This window comes from Gardnerella bivia (assembly GCF_049262715.1).
GTDB lineage: Bacteria > Actinomycetota > Actinomycetes > Actinomycetales > Bifidobacteriaceae > Bifidobacterium > Bifidobacterium vaginale_A.
Map to the genome: position 1 here is coordinate 1,376,716 of NZ_CP058399.1, position 18,493 is coordinate 1,395,208.

14 protein-coding genes are annotated in these 18,493 nt (G+C 37.6%); 4 read left to right on the plus strand and 10 right to left on the minus strand.

From position 1 onward, the window contains the following. Nucleotides 1-92: 92 nt before the first annotated feature. Nucleotides 93-791: an ATP-dependent Clp protease proteolytic subunit gene (locus HXT27_RS05470; protein ID WP_075523362.1), complete on the minus strand. Its 699-nt coding sequence runs from the start codon at nt 789-791 to the stop codon at nt 93-95. Between the two features lie 5 nt (nt 792-796). Beyond that, nucleotides 797-1,408 (minus strand): ATP-dependent Clp protease proteolytic subunit, encoded by a 612-nt coding sequence (locus tag HXT27_RS05475; protein WP_103043086.1) that lies wholly within the window; start codon nt 1,406-1,408, stop codon nt 797-799. Nucleotides 1,409-1,613: 205 nt separating this feature from the next. Between HXT27_RS05475 and HXT27_RS05480 the strand changes: the two genes are divergently transcribed. Continuing rightward, the gene (locus tag HXT27_RS05480; RefSeq protein WP_103043087.1) at nt 1,614-2,528 is read left to right on the plus strand and encodes a hypothetical protein; all 915 of its coding nucleotides are present in this window, start codon (nt 1,614-1,616) and stop codon (nt 2,526-2,528) included. Between the two features lie 84 nt (nt 2,529-2,612). Here HXT27_RS05480 and HXT27_RS05485 read toward each other — a convergent pair whose 3' ends face one another. The 7 genes from HXT27_RS05485 to HXT27_RS05515 form a co-directional block, all read right to left on the minus strand. After that, a complete protein-coding gene (locus tag HXT27_RS05485) occupies nt 2,613-4,037 on the minus strand; it encodes a chloride channel protein (protein ID WP_103043088.1) in 1,425 nt (474 codons plus the stop codon). 233 nt (nt 4,038-4,270) lie between these two features. Next, nucleotides 4,271-5,629, minus strand: a complete 1,359-nt coding sequence (gene tig, locus HXT27_RS05490) for a trigger factor (protein ID WP_103043089.1) — start codon at nt 5,627-5,629, stop codon at nt 4,271-4,273. Nucleotides 5,630-5,680: 51 nt separating this feature from the next. Continuing rightward, nucleotides 5,681-7,186, minus strand: a complete 1,506-nt coding sequence (locus HXT27_RS05495) for an HRDC domain-containing protein (RefSeq protein WP_103043090.1) — start codon at nt 7,184-7,186, stop codon at nt 5,681-5,683. Nucleotides 7,187-7,368: 182 nt separating this feature from the next. Beyond that, complete coding sequence (locus tag HXT27_RS05500) at nt 7,369-7,743, minus strand: hypothetical protein (protein WP_103043091.1); 375 nt, start codon at nt 7,741-7,743, stop codon at nt 7,369-7,371. Nucleotides 7,744-7,924: 181 nt separating this feature from the next. Next, nucleotides 7,925-8,806, minus strand: a complete 882-nt coding sequence (pflA, locus tag HXT27_RS05505; RefSeq protein WP_422113103.1) for a pyruvate formate-lyase-activating protein — start codon at nt 8,804-8,806, stop codon at nt 7,925-7,927. An 89-nt stretch (nt 8,807-8,895) separates the two neighbouring features. Further along, complete coding sequence (pflB, locus tag HXT27_RS05510) at nt 8,896-11,271, minus strand: formate C-acetyltransferase (RefSeq protein ID WP_075523368.1); 2,376 nt, start codon at nt 11,269-11,271, stop codon at nt 8,896-8,898. 166 nt (nt 11,272-11,437) lie between these two features. Continuing rightward, nucleotides 11,438-13,135, minus strand: a complete 1,698-nt coding sequence (locus HXT27_RS05515; RefSeq protein WP_075523369.1) for an NAD+ synthase — start codon at nt 13,133-13,135, stop codon at nt 11,438-11,440. Between the two features lie 359 nt (nt 13,136-13,494). Between HXT27_RS05515 and HXT27_RS05520 the strand changes: the two genes are divergently transcribed. The 3 genes from HXT27_RS05520 (at nt 13,495) to HXT27_RS05530 (ending at nt 15,924) form a co-directional block, all read left to right on the plus strand. Further along, entirely contained in the window at nt 13,495-14,328 is an 834-nt protein-coding gene (locus HXT27_RS05520) for a MetQ/NlpA family ABC transporter substrate-binding protein (protein WP_075523370.1), read from the plus strand. A gap of 102 nt (nt 14,329-14,430) precedes the next feature. Then, entirely contained in the window at nt 14,431-15,210 is a 780-nt protein-coding gene (locus tag HXT27_RS05525) for a methionine ABC transporter ATP-binding protein (RefSeq protein ID WP_075523371.1), read from the plus strand. A gap of 33 nt (nt 15,211-15,243) precedes the next feature. Continuing rightward, a complete protein-coding gene (locus HXT27_RS05530) occupies nt 15,244-15,924 on the plus strand; it encodes a methionine ABC transporter permease (protein WP_075523372.1) in 681 nt (226 codons plus the stop codon). Between the two features lie 115 nt (nt 15,925-16,039). On the opposite strand, the gene HXT27_RS05535 is transcribed toward HXT27_RS05530, so the two are convergent. Beyond that, nucleotides 16,040-18,379: a RelA/SpoT family protein gene (locus HXT27_RS05535; protein ID WP_075523373.1), complete on the minus strand. Its 2,340-nt coding sequence runs from the start codon at nt 18,377-18,379 to the stop codon at nt 16,040-16,042. Nucleotides 18,380-18,493: the final 114 nt, after the last annotated feature.

Genomic DNA, 18,493 nt, shown 5'->3' on the forward strand with positions numbered 1-18,493 from the left:
AACTTATAAGATAAAAACACAAACTTCGGCGTGTCGGCAAAGCTTGTGTTTTTATATGTATATTTTTCTAGATTTCTTCTACTTATATTATTTTACAAATTCTGCTGCGTATAAGTTTTATCTCTATGCTTCAGAACTTGGTCAACAATTCCATATTCCTTTGCTTGAGGTGCAGTCAAAATAGTATCTACCTCAATATCTTTGCGAATACGCTCAACATCTTGACCAGTATGTTTAGCAAGAGTATTTTCCAACCATTCACGCAATCTAAGCATTTCTTTAGCTTGAAGCTCAATTTCAGTTGCTTTACCAAAATCTTGTCCCATAGCTGGTTGATGAATCAAAACTCTAGCATTAGGTAAAATCATGCGCTTGCCTGCAGTACCTGCAGCGAGCAAGATTGCAGCAGCAGAAGCAGCCTGGCCTAAGCACACAGTTTGAACATCAGGATTTATATATTGCATAGTGTCGTAAATAGCAGTCATAGCAGTCATAGATCCACCAGGAGAATTTATGTACATCATAATGTCACGATTAGGATCCATGCTTTCTAGCACAAGCAATTGAGCCATGATATCATCGGCAGACGTATCGTCAACCTGAACACCCATGAAAATTATTCGATCATCAAAAAGCTTAGTATACGGATCTTGCGTTTTCATTCCATAAGGAGTTTGCTCACCAAATTGAGGCAAAACATAACGGTTATTAAAACGCTGAGCAGAAGAAATACCCTCATAACCAGCTAAACGCTGAGCGCGATACACAAACTTTGCTTCTTCACTTGCCATAATATTTACTCCTCACCTCGCATTGAAGCTGGTGTGGTTACAATCTTATCTACGAAACCATATTCCAAAGCTTGTTGTGCATTAAACCAATGATCATATTCATTGTCACGGTAAATTTCCTCTACAGTATGACCAGTTTGCTTAGCTGTGAGTTCAGAAAGTGTTTTCTTCATATCCATAATCAATTCAGCATTGATTCTAACATCAGTAGCAGTTCCACCAACTCCACCAGAAGGCTGATGCATAAGAACACGAGCATGCGATGTAATAAAACGTTTACCAGGCGTTCCAGAACTTAACAAGAACTGTCCCATAGAAGCAGCCATGCCAACAGCAATAGTTGCAACATCTGGCTCAATAAGCTGCATTGTGTCGTAAATAGCCATACCAGCAGTGATAGAACCACCTGGAGAATTTATGTAAAGCCAAATATCTTTCTTAGGATCTTGCGCAGCAAGCATAAGCATTTGAGCGCATATGATATTAGCATTCTCATCTTTAACTTCAGAGCCAAGCCAAATAATGCGATCCTTTAACAATCGATTAAAAATCGAATCTGTTTGGGCTGGCGCTTCATCCTGTTGCATAACAGTAGAAGACGTAAACAGATTATTCACTTTATCTCCTTACATTTGTCAATTGTTTCTACATTATCGTGTGCGCGTGACTGTATAGAAAATATTGCGGATATGAAATCAGCGAAATATTCCACACTGAATTTCTACATACAATACAAATAATTATTTAACTATTATATAGATTTAGCATGAAATATTTAGTATATTTTTTTATGACTGTAAATTCACTCATAGAGGAGAAGTCATGGATTCTAGCAACTTGCAAAACAACAATTATCCTCAATATGCAGAACAAAATAACAGCGATAATAGCAATATCTACACTAATAGTTCAAGCAATACAAGCAACGCTAACAATACCGACAACGCAAGCAACACTGACAATACTGACAATACAAACAACACTAACACTTACAACGCAAGCAACTTGAATCCAACAAACACTTATCAGAGCAACTCTTACCAAAATAACGCTTACCAAAATAGTGGATATCAAAACAGCGGATACACGAATAACACTTATACGAATAACAGTTATCAAAACAATAACTATATGAATAACGGATATCAAAACAACGGATATCAAAACAATAACTATATGAATAACGGATATCAAAACAACGGATATCAAAACAATAATAATCCAATAAGCACTTATATAAACCGAGATAATCTAATAAGAACATATAAAAACGTTATTCAACGAACAACAAGTTTAGTAAATGCGATACTAATAGATAAACATAAAAAAATGATTGCTTTAATTGTCGCTTCTGTTTTAGCTCTAACGCTTATTGGAAGCGCAATCGCAAAAACTTTTAAGCCACATTACAATTGCTCTGCAGAAAAAAGCGCAAATATTGAAGAATATTTTCATTGTCACCCATCAAGCTTTGAAAAGAGGGGTGATGATGACGTATCCGCAACATTTGACGCTAAAGGAGATGACCTAAATATAACTATTAAATTCACAGAGCGTGTACCTGACTATGGAATTTCAAAGACTCAAGCTGAGTTTTCTGACAGACTATTACTAACAAATATGTTTCCAGAAGTTGAAGAAGCTAAAAATAAAGTCATTTCCCCAATACATTTACACTATACTTTCTTAAATAATGATGACAGTGTTATTTTTAAAGATGACTTTATCGATAACTAAATAATAAGCAAATATGCGCTTTTGATAATCATTAAATAAACTTTTTATAATCATTGAATAAAAAAATATCAAATGCGCATATTTTTATTTTCGAAGTTTTGCGAACAGAAACGTTATACTTCTAGAAACAGCACAAGCAACAGCCATAGGAACAATCACAATAAGCGAAACGTTTACTAATTGAGCTACAAGTAAAAGCGCAAACCATAATGACTTTCTACTAGCAGTTAATAGGCTTGCAGCACCAAAAATAGCAGCCAAAATCAATGCATTAGGCTGACTTAATACTAAGCTAGAAATAAATGGAAGTTTCATGCTTACAATGCCTACAATCAGCCCAATACAAGCTCCAGTTGAAATACTCGGCTGAAGAATGCCTCCAGAAGCACCCGCTCGCAAAACAAGCAAAGTAGCAGCCATTTTCATTATTGCAAGAATCAGCAAAATAATCATAATATTCGAGAAAGCTAAAAAATGCGGAAAACTAGACACAGAAAATGCAAGTTGGCAAAGTGATCTACCATTTCCCATGATATGTGGAAACCAGCAAGCTGCAATACCAATAGTTAAGCCGGCTATTGGCATAAAACACAACATTTTTATGCCACGCAAAGCATGAGTACGACACCAAATAATACACAAGCGAAAAACGTAACCAACTAAACCGCACACTAAACCTACAACAACAGCCAAAACGCAAATTTGCCAAGAAATATCGCACGAAAATTGAGAAATATTGTAGTATCTAGAATGATGCATTAAAAATTCAACAACAAAAGCAGCAACGTAATTCATAGAAAGCGCAAAAGGCAAGCAATACAAACGATCAGAGCGCAAAATATGCTTAATTACATTAGCTACTACAGAACCATTTTCACGATTTAGCCATGCGTAAAAACCAAAACCTTGAGTTTTACTAAGTAATCCTAAAGCAAGCACGCTTCCAGCTAAAGGAGCGTGATACACTGCAGCCAAACCAGCGCCAGCAGCAGATGCAATAAGTACGCGCTGAGTTTTAGAAGATATATGAAAAACACTGCTGTAACGCTGAGCAATAAGCGCAGCTAATTCTCTAGGAGCTACTTCCCTGCCTATTGAAATTCCAGAACCAACAATTCCGATTTGCAACAAAACATGCGCAATAGTAGAAAAAATTGGCATAACACTTCCGAAAACAGCTTGAGGGATTGTGACAATACGAGGAGGATTTTCTCTTTTGCGAAGAAAATACCAAGATACGCCAGCAATAGTCATCGAAATTGTGCAAGATAGCACGTAACGATACCAAGGAAGAGATGAAAATACAGTATTTTTAGCAGATTCGATTGATCCAAAAGCAATGTATTGTACTGCATAAAGAATGAATGTAAGAAAAGTCGCACCTAAACCAGTGAGAATGCCAATAAAAATAACAGATAAAGCTAAGAAAGCAAAATTTAAAAACTTAAAAAGCACTGTTCTACTATTGCAACTGCGATTCTTTGCATTAGTTTTGATAGTACTTTTCATTACTTATACTTTCACTAAATTATATGAGATCAAATTTAAGATCACATTTACATGAGATTACATTACAAATATACGAAAACAAATATACGAAAACAAATATATAAATAAATAAAAATAAGTGTTATAGGGAAAAATAAATAAAAATAAGTAAAAAATAAGCAGACCCAGCAGAAAATAATTCCGCTAGGTCTTACTTAAAACAGTTACTTTAGTAACTTAGAACTTAGTTACTTCTACTTAGAAAGCTCATCAGCTACTTCAGCCGCAGCAGAAGCAGCTTTAACACTCTCTTCTTCAGAAGAATCATCATCTTCAGTAAGGAAAGCACTCAAATCAATCGTTTCACCATTAGAAACGAACTTTACTGCGCGCATACCAGCGATTAACGCCTTAGAGCGAGCAACTTCTTGAACAGCTGAACCGAGCTGACCATTGCGCACAATCGCGCTAATGAACTGACTTGGATCCATACCATACTGCTGTGCAACTGAAATAAGGAAATTAGTGACATCAGCTTGTGAAACTGATACATCCAGTTTCTCAGCTAAAGCATCTAACACCATCTGATCGCGAAGTTCCTTTTCGGCAGCCTTTTCAGCTTCTTCTTTCTGATCCTTAGTAGCTTTCTCAGGATCTGGAGTCATACCCTTAAGATGCTCAGCAACAGCCTTTTCTTTTACGCCCTTTGGTACAGGAATTTCAACTTCTTCCTGAATCTTAGCAATAAAAGCATCACGAGCAATAGTTGCTTGACGACCTTCATTAGACTGTTCGCAAGCCTTACGTACATCTTCTTTAAGCTCATCTAAAGTATCAAACTCAGAAGCTTCTTTAGCGAAATCATCGTCAAGCTCTGGCAATTCCTGTGTCTTTACAGAATTAACTTTAACCTTAACTTGAGCTTTTTCGCCTTCATGCTTGCTGTTCTTGTACTGATCGGTTTCAAAAATAGCTTCTTCGCCAGCAGAAAGACCTTCCAAAGCCTCATCCATTTCATTAAGAATACGGTGAGCTCCAACCTCAATGCTTTCACCTTCACTACTTGCTACTACTTCATCTCCGAATGAAGAAGTGTAGTCAATATTGGCAAAATCACCCTTCTTAATTGGACGATCGACACCAACAAGAGTTGCGAAACGATGACGCAATGCTTCAAGACGAGCATTTACATCTTCATCAGTTACTTCAGGCTTTTCTACTTCGATATCTACACCATCAAACTTATTAAGTTTGAATTCTGGGCGACGCTCAACAGTAGCAACGAACTTTAACTTTTCTTCGCCAGCAGCTGATTCAGGCACTTCTTGCACTTCAAACTCTGGCTGATCCATAGGACTGATCTTCTTTTCTTCCAAAGCTTGAGAATAAAGCTCTGGAACAGCAGAATTCACAGCTTCACCGGCAACAGCTGCGAAGCCTACACGCTGATCTACAATCTTTCCAGGTACATGACCTTTACGGAAACCAGGCACGTTGATTTGCTTGGCGATTTCCTTACGAGCCTTATCTAAGTAAGGCTCGAATTCTTCGAGTTCTACGGTAATGGTGAGCTTAACTTTAGTTGGCTCAAGATTCCTGACGCTGATTTTCACGCTTGCGCTCCTGAAATTACGTTTTCTTATATCTGCCGTACGGCACAACCGTTATATGATAACGCGAGTCACGGACTCAGAAATTAAATCCACTTGCCAAACTCTAGCTCCCTGCTCAATAAGGAATAAACGTACATCAATATTTTTTATATCATCATTCCAGCAAAGATTTCGAATTATTTGCGGTTTAATCAACACATCCATAGGCGTATGAGTATCCTCAGCGATTCTCATAACAACAGCTTTCACTTTTTGCAATATTGCAAAACGATTAGGATGATGCTCACGCCAGTATTTCATTGATTTTGGAGCACATTGACAATCCTGCTCAAAAGAATTCTCAAAATCACTTATATTTTTATGCTCAATATGCTCGCAATCCGCAACATTCTTAATATTCTCATTATTCTTAATATGATCTCTAGAAGATTCAGAATCTTTAGAATTTTCGCTATCACCGTAAAATCTAGTATCAGAATGATCAGCATGATTGCTAGAAGAATTTACTAAACATCTATGAAAGTTATTAGAGCTACTACAATCACTTGAATCATCGTCAATAGACATTGCATCTATGCCACTTTTAGCTTTAGAAATAGCTTTTTCAATAACAAGTTTCCAAACATTTGGCTTAATTTTACGCTGAATTGGAGCATATCGCTCAAACATCTTATCTTGCTCACAGCCAGTATGAATTCGAACTCTCTCATTAAGAATACGGATTGAGCGGAAAGACCTTGAATTATTTGGCTTACGCTTACTTGCTTCAATAATTGCAGCATCAGATAGCAATAGAGTTGGAGCAATATCGTATTGTCTAGCAAGCTCATCTCTTTTTTGCCAAAGCTCTTTAGCTATCATTAAGCCGATTTTATCATGCATAAGAACACTAATATGAGATATTCGAAGCCAAGGACGAGGATGCTTAGCTTTCTTTTTTGCTCCAGCTATCAACAAGTGTGCAAATTCTTCTTCAGCCCAAGAAAGCTTACCTTGTTTCTTTAATTCCGCACGCATCACTTCTTCTAATTCGATTAGCAATTCAACGTCTAAAGCCGCGTAATTTCGCCAATCTCTAGGAAGAGGACGATAAGACCAGTCAGCTGCAGAATGTTCTTTTGCGAGTGTCAAACCCAAATAATATTCAGTTACTGAACTTAATCCAAAGCGCTTTCTACCAAGTAATTTAGCTGCAATTTCTGTGTCAAATAAAGCACGCGGACGCAAACCAATGTCGAAAAATCCTGGCAAATCTTGCATCGAATCGTGAATAATCCAAGGCACATCCCCCACAGCCTTGTTAAATTCATTCCAATCAGCTCCAAGTTTTGTAAGTTCTATTGGATCTAATAACCCAATTCCTGCACCTTTGCGTTTAAACTGAATCAGCCAATCTTCATGACTATATCGAAAACCGGAAGCTCGCTCTGCATCTGCAGCCAAAGGGCCTGAGCCCGATGCCAGTAAACTACAATAGTCTTTATATGCTTCAAGCGTATCAATGACTTCTGGAACTCCTTCTCTAGGCTCTTTTAAAAGCTTTGGTTCCTCGAACAAGTGCGCCTCCCGATTTGCACGCTTTAGCTAAATTCTTACGCTTTTTGCATCTTACTTTGCAATTTTTTGCAAAATATCCGTAAAAAATATTTAAGCCGTGTTATAGATTATGCATCTTCTAACACGGCTTCAACTTTCGCACACAACTACGACTAATCAAAAATAAGTAATCAATAAAATAATCAATCTGTTTTATTGTTTGCTATTTCGTCATTTATTCGCTTAACAAGCCTAGTTTTAAGGAATCTAGTAAGAGTAAATGCAACTGCTGATAATATAAGCGTTGGAAGAAGGTATCCAAAATATCCAGCAAAATCATTTCCAGATTTGAAAGTAAAAACTTCCAAAACAAAAGTTATTAAAATTGATATTATCGGCACTTCAATAAGAAGTTTCTTATCGAAAGATGCAACAATGTTTATCGGAAATAAAATTAGCGGCAAAATAGCGAAAATAACAATCGCGCTAGTAAAACCATATCTATCGCTATACCGCACAAAAATAGCTAGTGCAAACGCAAAAGCTAATGCAATCCAACAACCTATTCTGCGCTTCATTGCGTATCCTTATCTGTAAAAAAACATATTTGTATAATTATACAAAAATACTTCAGAAGAAAACAATTAAATACGCAAAATTTGCATAAATTACAATTACACTTTTGACGCAATCTAAATTCAATCTAAATGCAATCTAAATGCAATTCTTTACGCAATTCATACACAGAATAGATGCAATTTAGTACACAACGAAACTGTGGTCTTTGAACTGGTTTACAACTCGCTCTTTAAGAGCTCTAGAAGGTCCTTTTTGATTCTCAAGAGGATACGGGATTCTGAGCTCATGCCACTTTGGACGGCCTAGTTGATGGAAGCCAAGCACGTCAATATGCTCAACAGCATCCCCAAACGAATCGCAAATCTCAGCAACTTTTTCAACATTTTCTTCGCTGTCAGTCAAACCTGGAACGAGCACAAAACGCACCCAAATCTTCTTACCAGCCTTCGCCAATCGCTGACCAAAGTCAATAGTTGGCTGAAGCAAGCCACCAGTAACTTTCTTATACGTTTCTTCAGTGCCAGATTTAACGTCAAGCAAGCAAAGATCAATGTCTTCAATCATTTCGTCCGTATAATTGCGATTCAAAAAGCCGGAAGTATCCAAGCAAGTGTGCACGTCCATTTCTTTAGCAGCACGAAATACTCGAGATACGAAAGCAGGCTGCATCATGGACTCTCCACCAGAAAAAGTAATTCCGCCTCCTGTTGCTTTAAAAAGACTTTGATAACGGTCTACTTTTTTAATCATCGCATCCAAGTAGACTGGCTTGCCATCACGCATTTTCCAAGTATCAGGATTTTGGCAATATTGGCAGCGAAGTGGGCAGCCACTCATAAACACTGTCATACGAGTTCCAGGTCCGTCAACAGAAGTGTTAATATCCCACGAATGCACGAACCCAATATCGCCAGTTTTGAGAGCTGCTAAACGATCTTTTCTGTCTAATCCAATTGGAGATTCAAAACCGGAAAGTCCACCCATTAAAGTCTGTCGGGCATACTCTTTCGACTCTTTAAGCATATGCTGCGTTGTAGTTCGAAACGCTGTATTATCAGCCATTAAGCTGCCCTCCTATATTCCGCAAAATATGGTATAAACCGCCGAAGCAATAATACTCACTCCGGCGGTTTATAAACAATCTCTAGCTATTACTCTGTAACAGATCCTTGGTGGAACGTACGAGAAATAACATCAAGCTGCTGCTCCTTAGTGAGCTTTACAAAGTTCACTGCATATCCAGAAACTCGAACAGTCAAATGTGGATACTTTTCTGGATGTTCAACAGCATCTTCAAGCTGTTCCTTACGCAAAACATTGATGTTTGCATGATACAAGCCATGTCCGTTTCCTGCATCCAAAATGCCCACTAAGTTAGTGATACGCTCATCTTCGTCACGACCCAAACCATCAGGAGTAATTGTGTTCGTAAGCGAAATACCATCTAGAGCATCATCGTAGTCAATCTTACCAACGGAGAACATTGATGGAAGCATTCCGTGAGCATCCATACCGTTTTCTGGATTTGCACCTGGAGCGTACGGCGTACCCTTCTTGTGTCCAGATGGGAACGAACCAGTATTCTTACCGTATTCAACGTTAGAAGTAATAGTCAAGATTGACTGAGTTGGAACAGCATTACGGTAAACAGGCAAGCGCTTTACCTGACCCATAACAGTACTTACAACCCACTTTGCTAAATCATCAGCACGATCATCATCGTTACCGTAAATTGGGAATTCACCAACAGTCTTGTAGCCTACGACTAAATCATCGTCGCCACCTTCAATGTACTCGTATTCGTGACCCTCTGTTTCTTTAGCATCCTTATTATAAATTGGATAAACTTTTGCATACTTCAAAGCAGACAAAGAATCCGCAGCAATAGACAAGCCAGACATACCGCAACCAAGCGTACGATAGACTTCCCTATCATGCAAAGCCATTTCAATTGACTCATAAGCGTACTTATCGTGCATGTAATGAATTATGTTAAGAGCTTCAATATATGTTTCAGAAAGCCATTCCAAAGCTTTCTCATAATTAGCTTTAACTTTCTCATAATCAAGAGTGCCATCAGCTTCTGGGCGAATTGGCTCAATAACACCCTTATCGATAACTTGCATGCCAGTCATCTCATCACGGCCACCGTTAATAGCGTAAAGCAAAGCCTTAGCAGAGTTCACGCGAGCAGCGAAGAACTGCATTTGCTTACCGACACGCATTGGCGAAACACAGCAAGCAATAGCTGCATCATCACCCCAATGCTCACGAATATCTTTATCTGACTCATACTGAATAGCAGAAGTATCAATAGAAATACGTGAGCAGAAACGCTTATAAGCTTCAGGAAGTTTTGGATCCCAGAAGATTGTTATATTTGGTTCAGGACCTGGTCCCAAATGCTCAAGAGTTAAAGTGTTAAGCAAACGGAATGATGTCTTAGTAACGAAAGTGCGTCCATCGTCACTAAAACCTGCATCGGACCAAGTTGCCCAATATGGATCTCCAGAGAAGATTGCATCGTAATCCTTAGTGCGCAAGAAACGCACAATACGAAGTTTCATAACAAGAGCATCAATAATTTCCTGAGCATCAGTTTCGTCAATTAAACCAGCTTTAAAATCACGCTCAAAATAGCAATCAAAGAATGCAGATACACGTCCAAAGCTCATTGCAGCGCCATCCTGGCTCTTAACAGACGCAAGATAGCCCATATAAGTCCATTGCACGGCTTCCTTAGCAGTTTGAGCTGGACGAGTCAAATCCAAACCGTACTCTTTGCCTAAGTTAATAAGCTGCTTCAAAGCTTTAATCTGCTCATCATGCTCTTCACGGAAACGAATCCAATGCTCAATTTCAGTTTCAGTAAAATCATTACGATATGGAATCGAATCCTTATCGCGCTTCTTAAACTCAATAAGCATATTAACGCCATAAAGAGCTACACGACGATAATCGCCAATAATACGACCACGTCCGTAAGCATCTGGCAAACCGGTTAGAATCTTGTTGTGGCGAGCAATCTTAATATTCTTTGTATAAACACCAAACACGCCATCATTATGAGTTTTACGATAAACAGTAAAGATTTTCTTAATTTCTGGATCTACTTCTTTTCCAGCTTCTTTAATAGCTTGCTCAACCATGCGCCATCCGCCATTTGGCATCATTGCACGCTTGCATGGCTCATCTGTTTGCAAACCTACTATTACATTATCTACTTCTGGGCTTTCAATATAGCCTGCAGGCATCGCATCAATACCAGCTGGAATATGTGTTTCAACGTCATAAACACGGCGCTCACGTTCAACTGCTAAATAATTGTCGTCAAGGTACTTCCACATATGCTTAGTTTTTTCAGTGGCGTTTGCCAAGAAGCTCTCATCGCCTTCATACGGCGTGTAATTCTTCAATATAAAGTCTCGAACGTCAATATCGTTCTTCCAATTGCCTTCGACGAAGCCATCCCATGCCTTTGTGCGAAGCTCCTCGTCAGTGAGAACGGAGGTATCCGTTGGTGTCATATCTGAACTCCTTTTATAATTGCAGCGCTTCTTCACGTTGCTCTAAGTAATATGTTAAAGCAAATAGTCAATAAACAAGTCGAATTTTTTAAAATTTCAAGTGAGTTACATCACATTTATATATAGAAACGCTGATTGACAACAATAAACATAAGTACTTGAGCTTTTATTCACGGAATGCTGTTGTTATAGGCATTCTTCTATCTCTTCCAAAAGCAATTGAACTAACTTTAGGACCTAGAGGATATTGACGCCTTTTCCATTCAGCACGATCAACTAAACGCATAACAGTATCGACAGTTTGCTCATCAAAACCATCTAAAAGCAAATCAGCACGACCGTGAGCAAGTTCTATATGCGCTTGTAACACTCGATCAAGCAGATCATATTCTGGCAAAGAATCAGAATCCTTCTGACCAGGCCTTAATTCTGCACTAGGAGGCTTAATAATTGAGTTTATTGGAATCAACAATCCATCATCTGGAATTTTTTGATTTTCTAAATCTTCAAAACCAACAATCGGCAACATGCCAATTCCAACACCATTTGCTGCAGCGCGATTACGCCAACGAGATAAAGCCCAAACACGAGTTTTGAATAAATCTTTAAGAGGAGCATACCCACCTACAGCATCTCCGTAAATAGTTGAATATCCGCATGCAAGTTCTGACTTATTACCAGTTGCGAGCGCAAGCAATCCTTTAGAATTTGAATACGCCATAACGATTACGCCACGAACTCTAGCTTGCAAATTCTCTGCAGCAATACCTTGTAAATCAAGTTGAGTCTGAAAAACTTTGAAAAGCGGTTCAATAGGTTGAATATCATAATTAGCACATATACGTTTTGCTAAATCATAAGCATCATCTTTAGAACCATCTGAAGAGTACATGCTTGGCATTGAGATTCCCCAAACATTTTGCCCACCGCAAGCATCTGCAGCCATAGTCGCAACTAAAGCTGAATCAATACCACCAGAGAGCCCTAAACACACTCCTTTGAAACCATTCTTACGCATGTAATCACGAAGACCTAAAACGCACGCACAATAAACTTCTTCGTCTTGTTCCAATTTTTTCGCAATAGTAGAAACTTTTTGTTTGCAAACAGAAGAATCTATATCAACATAAGAAATATCTTCTTTAAACATTTTAGAGCGTTCAAGCAAACTTCCATCGCGATCAACTACAAAGCTTCCGCCGTCAAAAACTAAATCATCTTGACCACCAACTTGATTTACATACACTACTGGTGCATTGACTTCAGATGCTCTTTGCTTTGCAAGTTTTACGCGCACATGCGTTTTACCTTCTTCATAAGGAGAGCCATTCATAGTGACGAGTACGTTAATACCTTTATTAGCTAATTGCGCAACAGGACCTCCGTCTTGCCAAATATCTTCACAAATAGCGAATCCGATGCGAAAATCGTCAATTTCTAGAATTGAACATTCATTTCCTGAAGAGAAGATACGGAACTCATCAAATACTCCGTAATTAGGCAAAAAATGCTTATCGTAATGAAGAATAATATTGCCATTATGCAATACAACAAGTCTATTACGAGGTTTTCCAGAGGATTCATCTAATCCTACTGTTCCAACAACTACATATAAGTCAGATAATTCTTCACTACATAACCTTTTTGCAAGAGTAAATATAGCATTATTAGCTGCTTTGCGGAAAGTCGCTCGCAATGCAAGATCTTCAATAGGATATCCTGTTAAAGTCATTTCAGGGAATACGACCATTTGCGCATTATTTTCTTTAGCTTTTTTGCAATATTGCAAAATCTTTTCGCTATTTACTTCTATATTTCCAACGCAAGTATCAATTTGCGCTAATGCTAAACGAATTACACTCATGACTATAAGTGTAATCGAAAAAATGCAAATACTTTAAAAAGGAGATATTTTTTCACTTCCTTTTATTTTCAACGTTTTCTAACCAGTCATAAGTAATACAAATAATAAAACAGTAGCATTAAGCAGATTTCTCCCATATATTTGGATTTTGTACTCGCGAAGGGGAACATATTGAGAAATAAAAAGAGATAGAAGAAAAACTGAAAAAAGAAGAAAAAAGAAGAAAAAGAGAAACAGAAAACTGAAAACTAAAAACTGAAGAAGAGAAAAGAAAAAACTGAAAAAGAAAAATAAAACAGAAAACTGAAAAAAGAGAAAAAGAAAAAGAAAAATAAAATCTATAATGTTAGGAGAAAAATATGAATAATAAGAAAATTATTTCAGCAGCAATTGCTTTAAGCGCACTCGTAGGATTAACTCTCGGAGGATGTGGTTCTCAAAAAGCTTCCGATAAAGATAGCCATACAATTACTGTCGCAGCTTCTCCTACACCTCATTCAGAAATATTAAACAAAGTAGTAAAACCAATTCTTAAAAAACAAGGATACAAACTTGTTGTAAAAGAATTTACAGATTACGTACAGCCAAACACTGCAACTGAAGAAGGCGAAGTTGATGCAAATTATTATCAGCATTTACCTTATTTAGATAATTTCAATAAAGAAAAAGGAACACACCTTGTTTCTGTTGCAGGAATACATTTTGAGCCTTTCGGATTATATCCAGGAAAATTAAAATCTCTTAAAAATGTGAAAGATGGCTCTACTATTGCCGTTCCTAATGACGCAACTAATGAGGCACGCGCATTGCTACTTCTTCAAGATGCAGGTTTGTTGAAATTAAAGAATCCAAAGGATGTGAATTCCACTACTAAAGATATTGTTTCTAACCCTCATAATTTGAAGTTCAAAGAGCTTGAAGCAGCAATGGTTCCAACTGCTGTTAAAGATGTCGATTTTGCTACATTAAATGGAAATTATGCTATTCAAGCTGGATTTGATCCTATAAAAGATCCACTAATTTCAGAAAAAGTTGGCGGAATTGCAGCAAAAACTTATGAAAATATTATTGTTGTCAAAAAAGGTTCAGAAAACACAGACAAGATCAAAGCTTTGATTAAAGCTCTAAAGACTGACGAAGTGCGTAATTTCATTAACAAAAATTACAATGGAGCAGTATTACCTGTTTTCTAAACTTTTCAAACTCGTATAAGGTACTTCTTACTTTATACGAGTAGAAATTTTACAATATTGCTAAAATCGCAAAAAACTATAGATCGGAACAAGTGAGAACATATGATTCAAATTGAAAATCTTCATAAAAGCTATTCAAACGGCAAAGAGTCACGCGAAGTATTACATGGTATAAACGTAACTGTTGAATCAGGTGAAGTATTTGGAATTCTTGGATCTTCCGGAGCAGGTAAGTCCTCACTTGTCCGATGCATAAATCTATTAGAAAGACCTACAAGCGGAAAAATAATCATCGATGGAAAAGATATAACAAACGCTAAAAATCTAGAGCTTTCTAAAATCCGCTCAAATATAGGCATGATTTTTCAAAACTTTAGCTTATTTGGGCAGCGCACAGCATTACGAAATGTTACATTCCCGTTAGAGCTAAACCATACTCCTAAAAAGAAACGAGAAGAAAGAGCACAATATTTATTAGAGTTAGTAGGATTAAAAGGTTTTGAAAACAGCTACCCTAGCCAACTTTCTGGCGGACAACAACAACGTGTAGCTATTGCACGCGCACTTGCAAATAACCCTTCTATTATGTTGTGTGATGAAGCAACAAGTGCTCTTGATTCAACTACTACTGCGCAAATTTTAGACTTGCTTCGTAAAATCAACAGAGAACTAAACGTAACTTTAGTGATAATAACTCATTCACTATCTGTAGCTCGAAATATTTGCGATCGAGTAGCAATGATAGACGGTGGGAAAATAGTTGAAATCGGTGACACATCAACATTATTTAAAAATCCTCATAGCGAAATTCTAACTACTCTTATTGCTGATTCTCTTGTTGAAAATCATCGCAATAAAGACACAAGCGAACAGAATCAATAAAGGCGAATCTGCAAAATTAAACTGGGAGCAAAAATGCTTAATGCTGTAACAAATTTCTTTGAAGAATATGGTGACTTACTGCTTGAAGGAACTCTAGACACAATAGTAATGACTTCTATTGCAACACTTTTAGCATATGCAATAGGATTGCCAGCAGGCGTTTTACTAATCGTATCTTCAAAGAAAGGAATAAAAGAAAACGCGACTATTCACGCTATTATAGGCGGAATAGTTAATATAGTCAGATCTGTACCGTTTATCATTCTTCTAGTTGCATTGATACCAATTACTAGACTTATCGTAGGAACTTCGCTAGGTGTTCCAGGAGCTATTGTTCCACTTGTTGTTACAGCAGCACCATTCGTAGCTAGAATAGTTGAACAATCTTTAGCAGAAGTTGATGGAAGTCTTATTGAAGCAGCACAAAGTTTTGGAACAAGTAATATACAAATAATCTTCAAAGTATTACTCTTTGAAAGCCTTCCATCCTTAATTCGTGGAGTATCTCTCACATTTATAACACTTTTCGGTTTTTCTGCAATGGCAGGAACAGTTGGAGCAGGTGGACTTGGCGACATTGCTATACGATACGGATATCAAAGATATCAATATGATGTTATGGGCGTAGCTGTAATCTTATGCATTGTTTTAGTTCAAATAGCACAAAGTATTGGCGATGTAATATCAAATAAAATAAATCATCGCGAGCATTAAAAAATGTGCTTTACGTATTCAACATGAATATGTAAAGCACATAATTATATAAGATTACTGAAGCTAATCGCTTAATAACTTAATAATCACTAGAGCCAACCACTCAGCCAATTACTCAGCCGCGTTCCATCTTTCTAAGCCGAGGCTCAGCACTATCTTTTGCACCAGTAATACGATAAACGTCAAAAACGCCTTCAATCTTACGAATAGCAGCAAGCAATGTATTAAGATGCTGAGGATCTGCCATTTCAAAAGTAAACTGACTTGTTGCAACTCGATCATCCCCAGTAGCAATATTTCCTGAGAGAATGTTTACACCATGATCAGAAAGTACTTTAGTAACATCTGAAAGCAAATGCTGTCGATCCAAAGCTTCAACCTGAACTTTAACCAAAAACAGGCCTTTATCACTTGTCCATTGAACAGGAATAACGCGTTCAGGTTGAGTTTTTTGCAAATCAATCATATTTTGACAATCATTCCTGTGAACAGATACGCCTTGATTTCTAGTTATAAATCCTACGATATTATCTCCAGGAACTGGCATGCAACAACGAGCAAGCTTAACCCACACATCTCCAACTCCCTTTACAGAAACACCAAGAACACCATTAGACTTTCTAGCTCTCTCAGGTCTCCTTAAAGGCAAAGCTTCTTGTTCAACTTCTTCATCTACTTCATCAGCTCCAGCGTCTTTAACAAGTCTAGAAATAACATTTTGAGTCGAAACTTGGCCTTCGCCGATTGCAGCATAAACTGCATCAACATTAGGCATAATATTCAACTCGTCAGCAACACCAATTAAAGCTTGTGGAGTCATTAAAGTAGATATAGGCAAGTTTCTTTTACGCATAGCACGAGTTAACTCGTCTTTACCTTCTTCAATAGCTTCAGAACGACGCTCTTTGCTAAACCACTGGCGAATCTTATTTCTAGCACGCGGAGATTTTACAAAACTAAGCCAATCTCTTGATGGCCCAGCAGTATCTGATTTTGAAGTCAAAACTTCAACTGTATCTCCATTAACTAGCTTCGTATCAAGAGGAACTAAACGACCGTTTACACGAGCGCCCATCATACGATGTCCAACTTCAGTATGCACTGAATAAGCAAAATCTACAGGAGTTGCATCTTGCGGAAGTGCAACAATGCTTCCTTTAGGAGTAAATACATATACTTCTGCAGCACCTAAATCTTGCTTTAAAGATCCTAAGAATTCATCTGAATCTGGAGTTTCACTAGTCCAATCAGCTAATTGCTGAATCCATTTAAGATTATCTGCTTCACTTAGCTCTTTACGATCCTCTTGCTCACGCTTCAAATCTTCATTATCTGGCTTACTTAAAGCACGACCAGCTTGACCGTTAGCCTTATATTTCCAATGAGCAGCAATACCAAATTCAGCACGCCTATGCATATCCCAAGTACGAATTTGAATTTCAACAGGCTTGCCACCTGGACCTACAACAGTAGTATGCAAACTCTGATACATATTCAGCTTAGGAGTTGCTATATAATCCTTGAAACGCCCAGGAACAGGACTCCATCTTGCATGCACAGCACCCAATGCAGCATAGCAATCTCGAATAGAATCAACTATTATTCTAACTCCAACAAGATCGTAAATATTTTCGAAATCGTGACCTCTAACAATCATCTTCTGATAGATTGAGAAATAATCTTTTGGACGACCTTTAACAGAAGCTTTTACATGCTGTTCAGATAAATCTTCGTTGATTTCTTCAAGAATTTGGCGTAAATAAACTTCACGCTGACCAGCTCTACGAGCTACTAAAACAACTATTTCATTATAAATTTTTGGATACAACACTTTAAAACTTAACTCTTCAAGTTCTGTTTTAATAGCATTCATACCAAGTCTATTTGCAAGAGGAGCATAGACATCTAGCGTTTCTCTAGCTTTTTTATGCGAACTTTGAGATTTAACATATCTCCACGTACGAGCATTATGTAAGCGATCTGCGAGTTTTACAACGAGAACACGAACATCTCTGCTCATTGCTACAACCATTTTTCGTATAGTTTCAGCCTGCGCATTATCTCCGTATTCCATATTTGAAATTTTGGTAACGCCATCAACTAGACCTGCTACTGTATCACCAAAATCAGCCCTGCACTCTTCTAAAGTGTAATCAGTATCTTCAACAGTATCGTGCAATAATCCAGCTGCAACAACTACAGGACCCATACCTAGATCTGCAAGAATTTGTGCAACTGCAAGAGGATGAATAATATATGGCTCACCTGATTTACGCCGCTGACCAGTATGTTGCTTCACTGCTCGTTTATACGCACGATGAAGTATATCCATATTTTCACCGGGATGATGCCATTGACACATTTGTAAAATTGGGCACAACGGGTTATTTGGTTCTTCGCTAATTTCACATCCAAGCTTATTAGCACACCTAATCTCTTCTTGTGATTCACCCATCACACATCACCTCCCGCGTAACACTATCCTACATGTTTCAACAAAATACAGCACTTAAATTGTTAAATAATGTAAAAAATCAACAACTAATACACTAAGAATAAGCTAATTTAC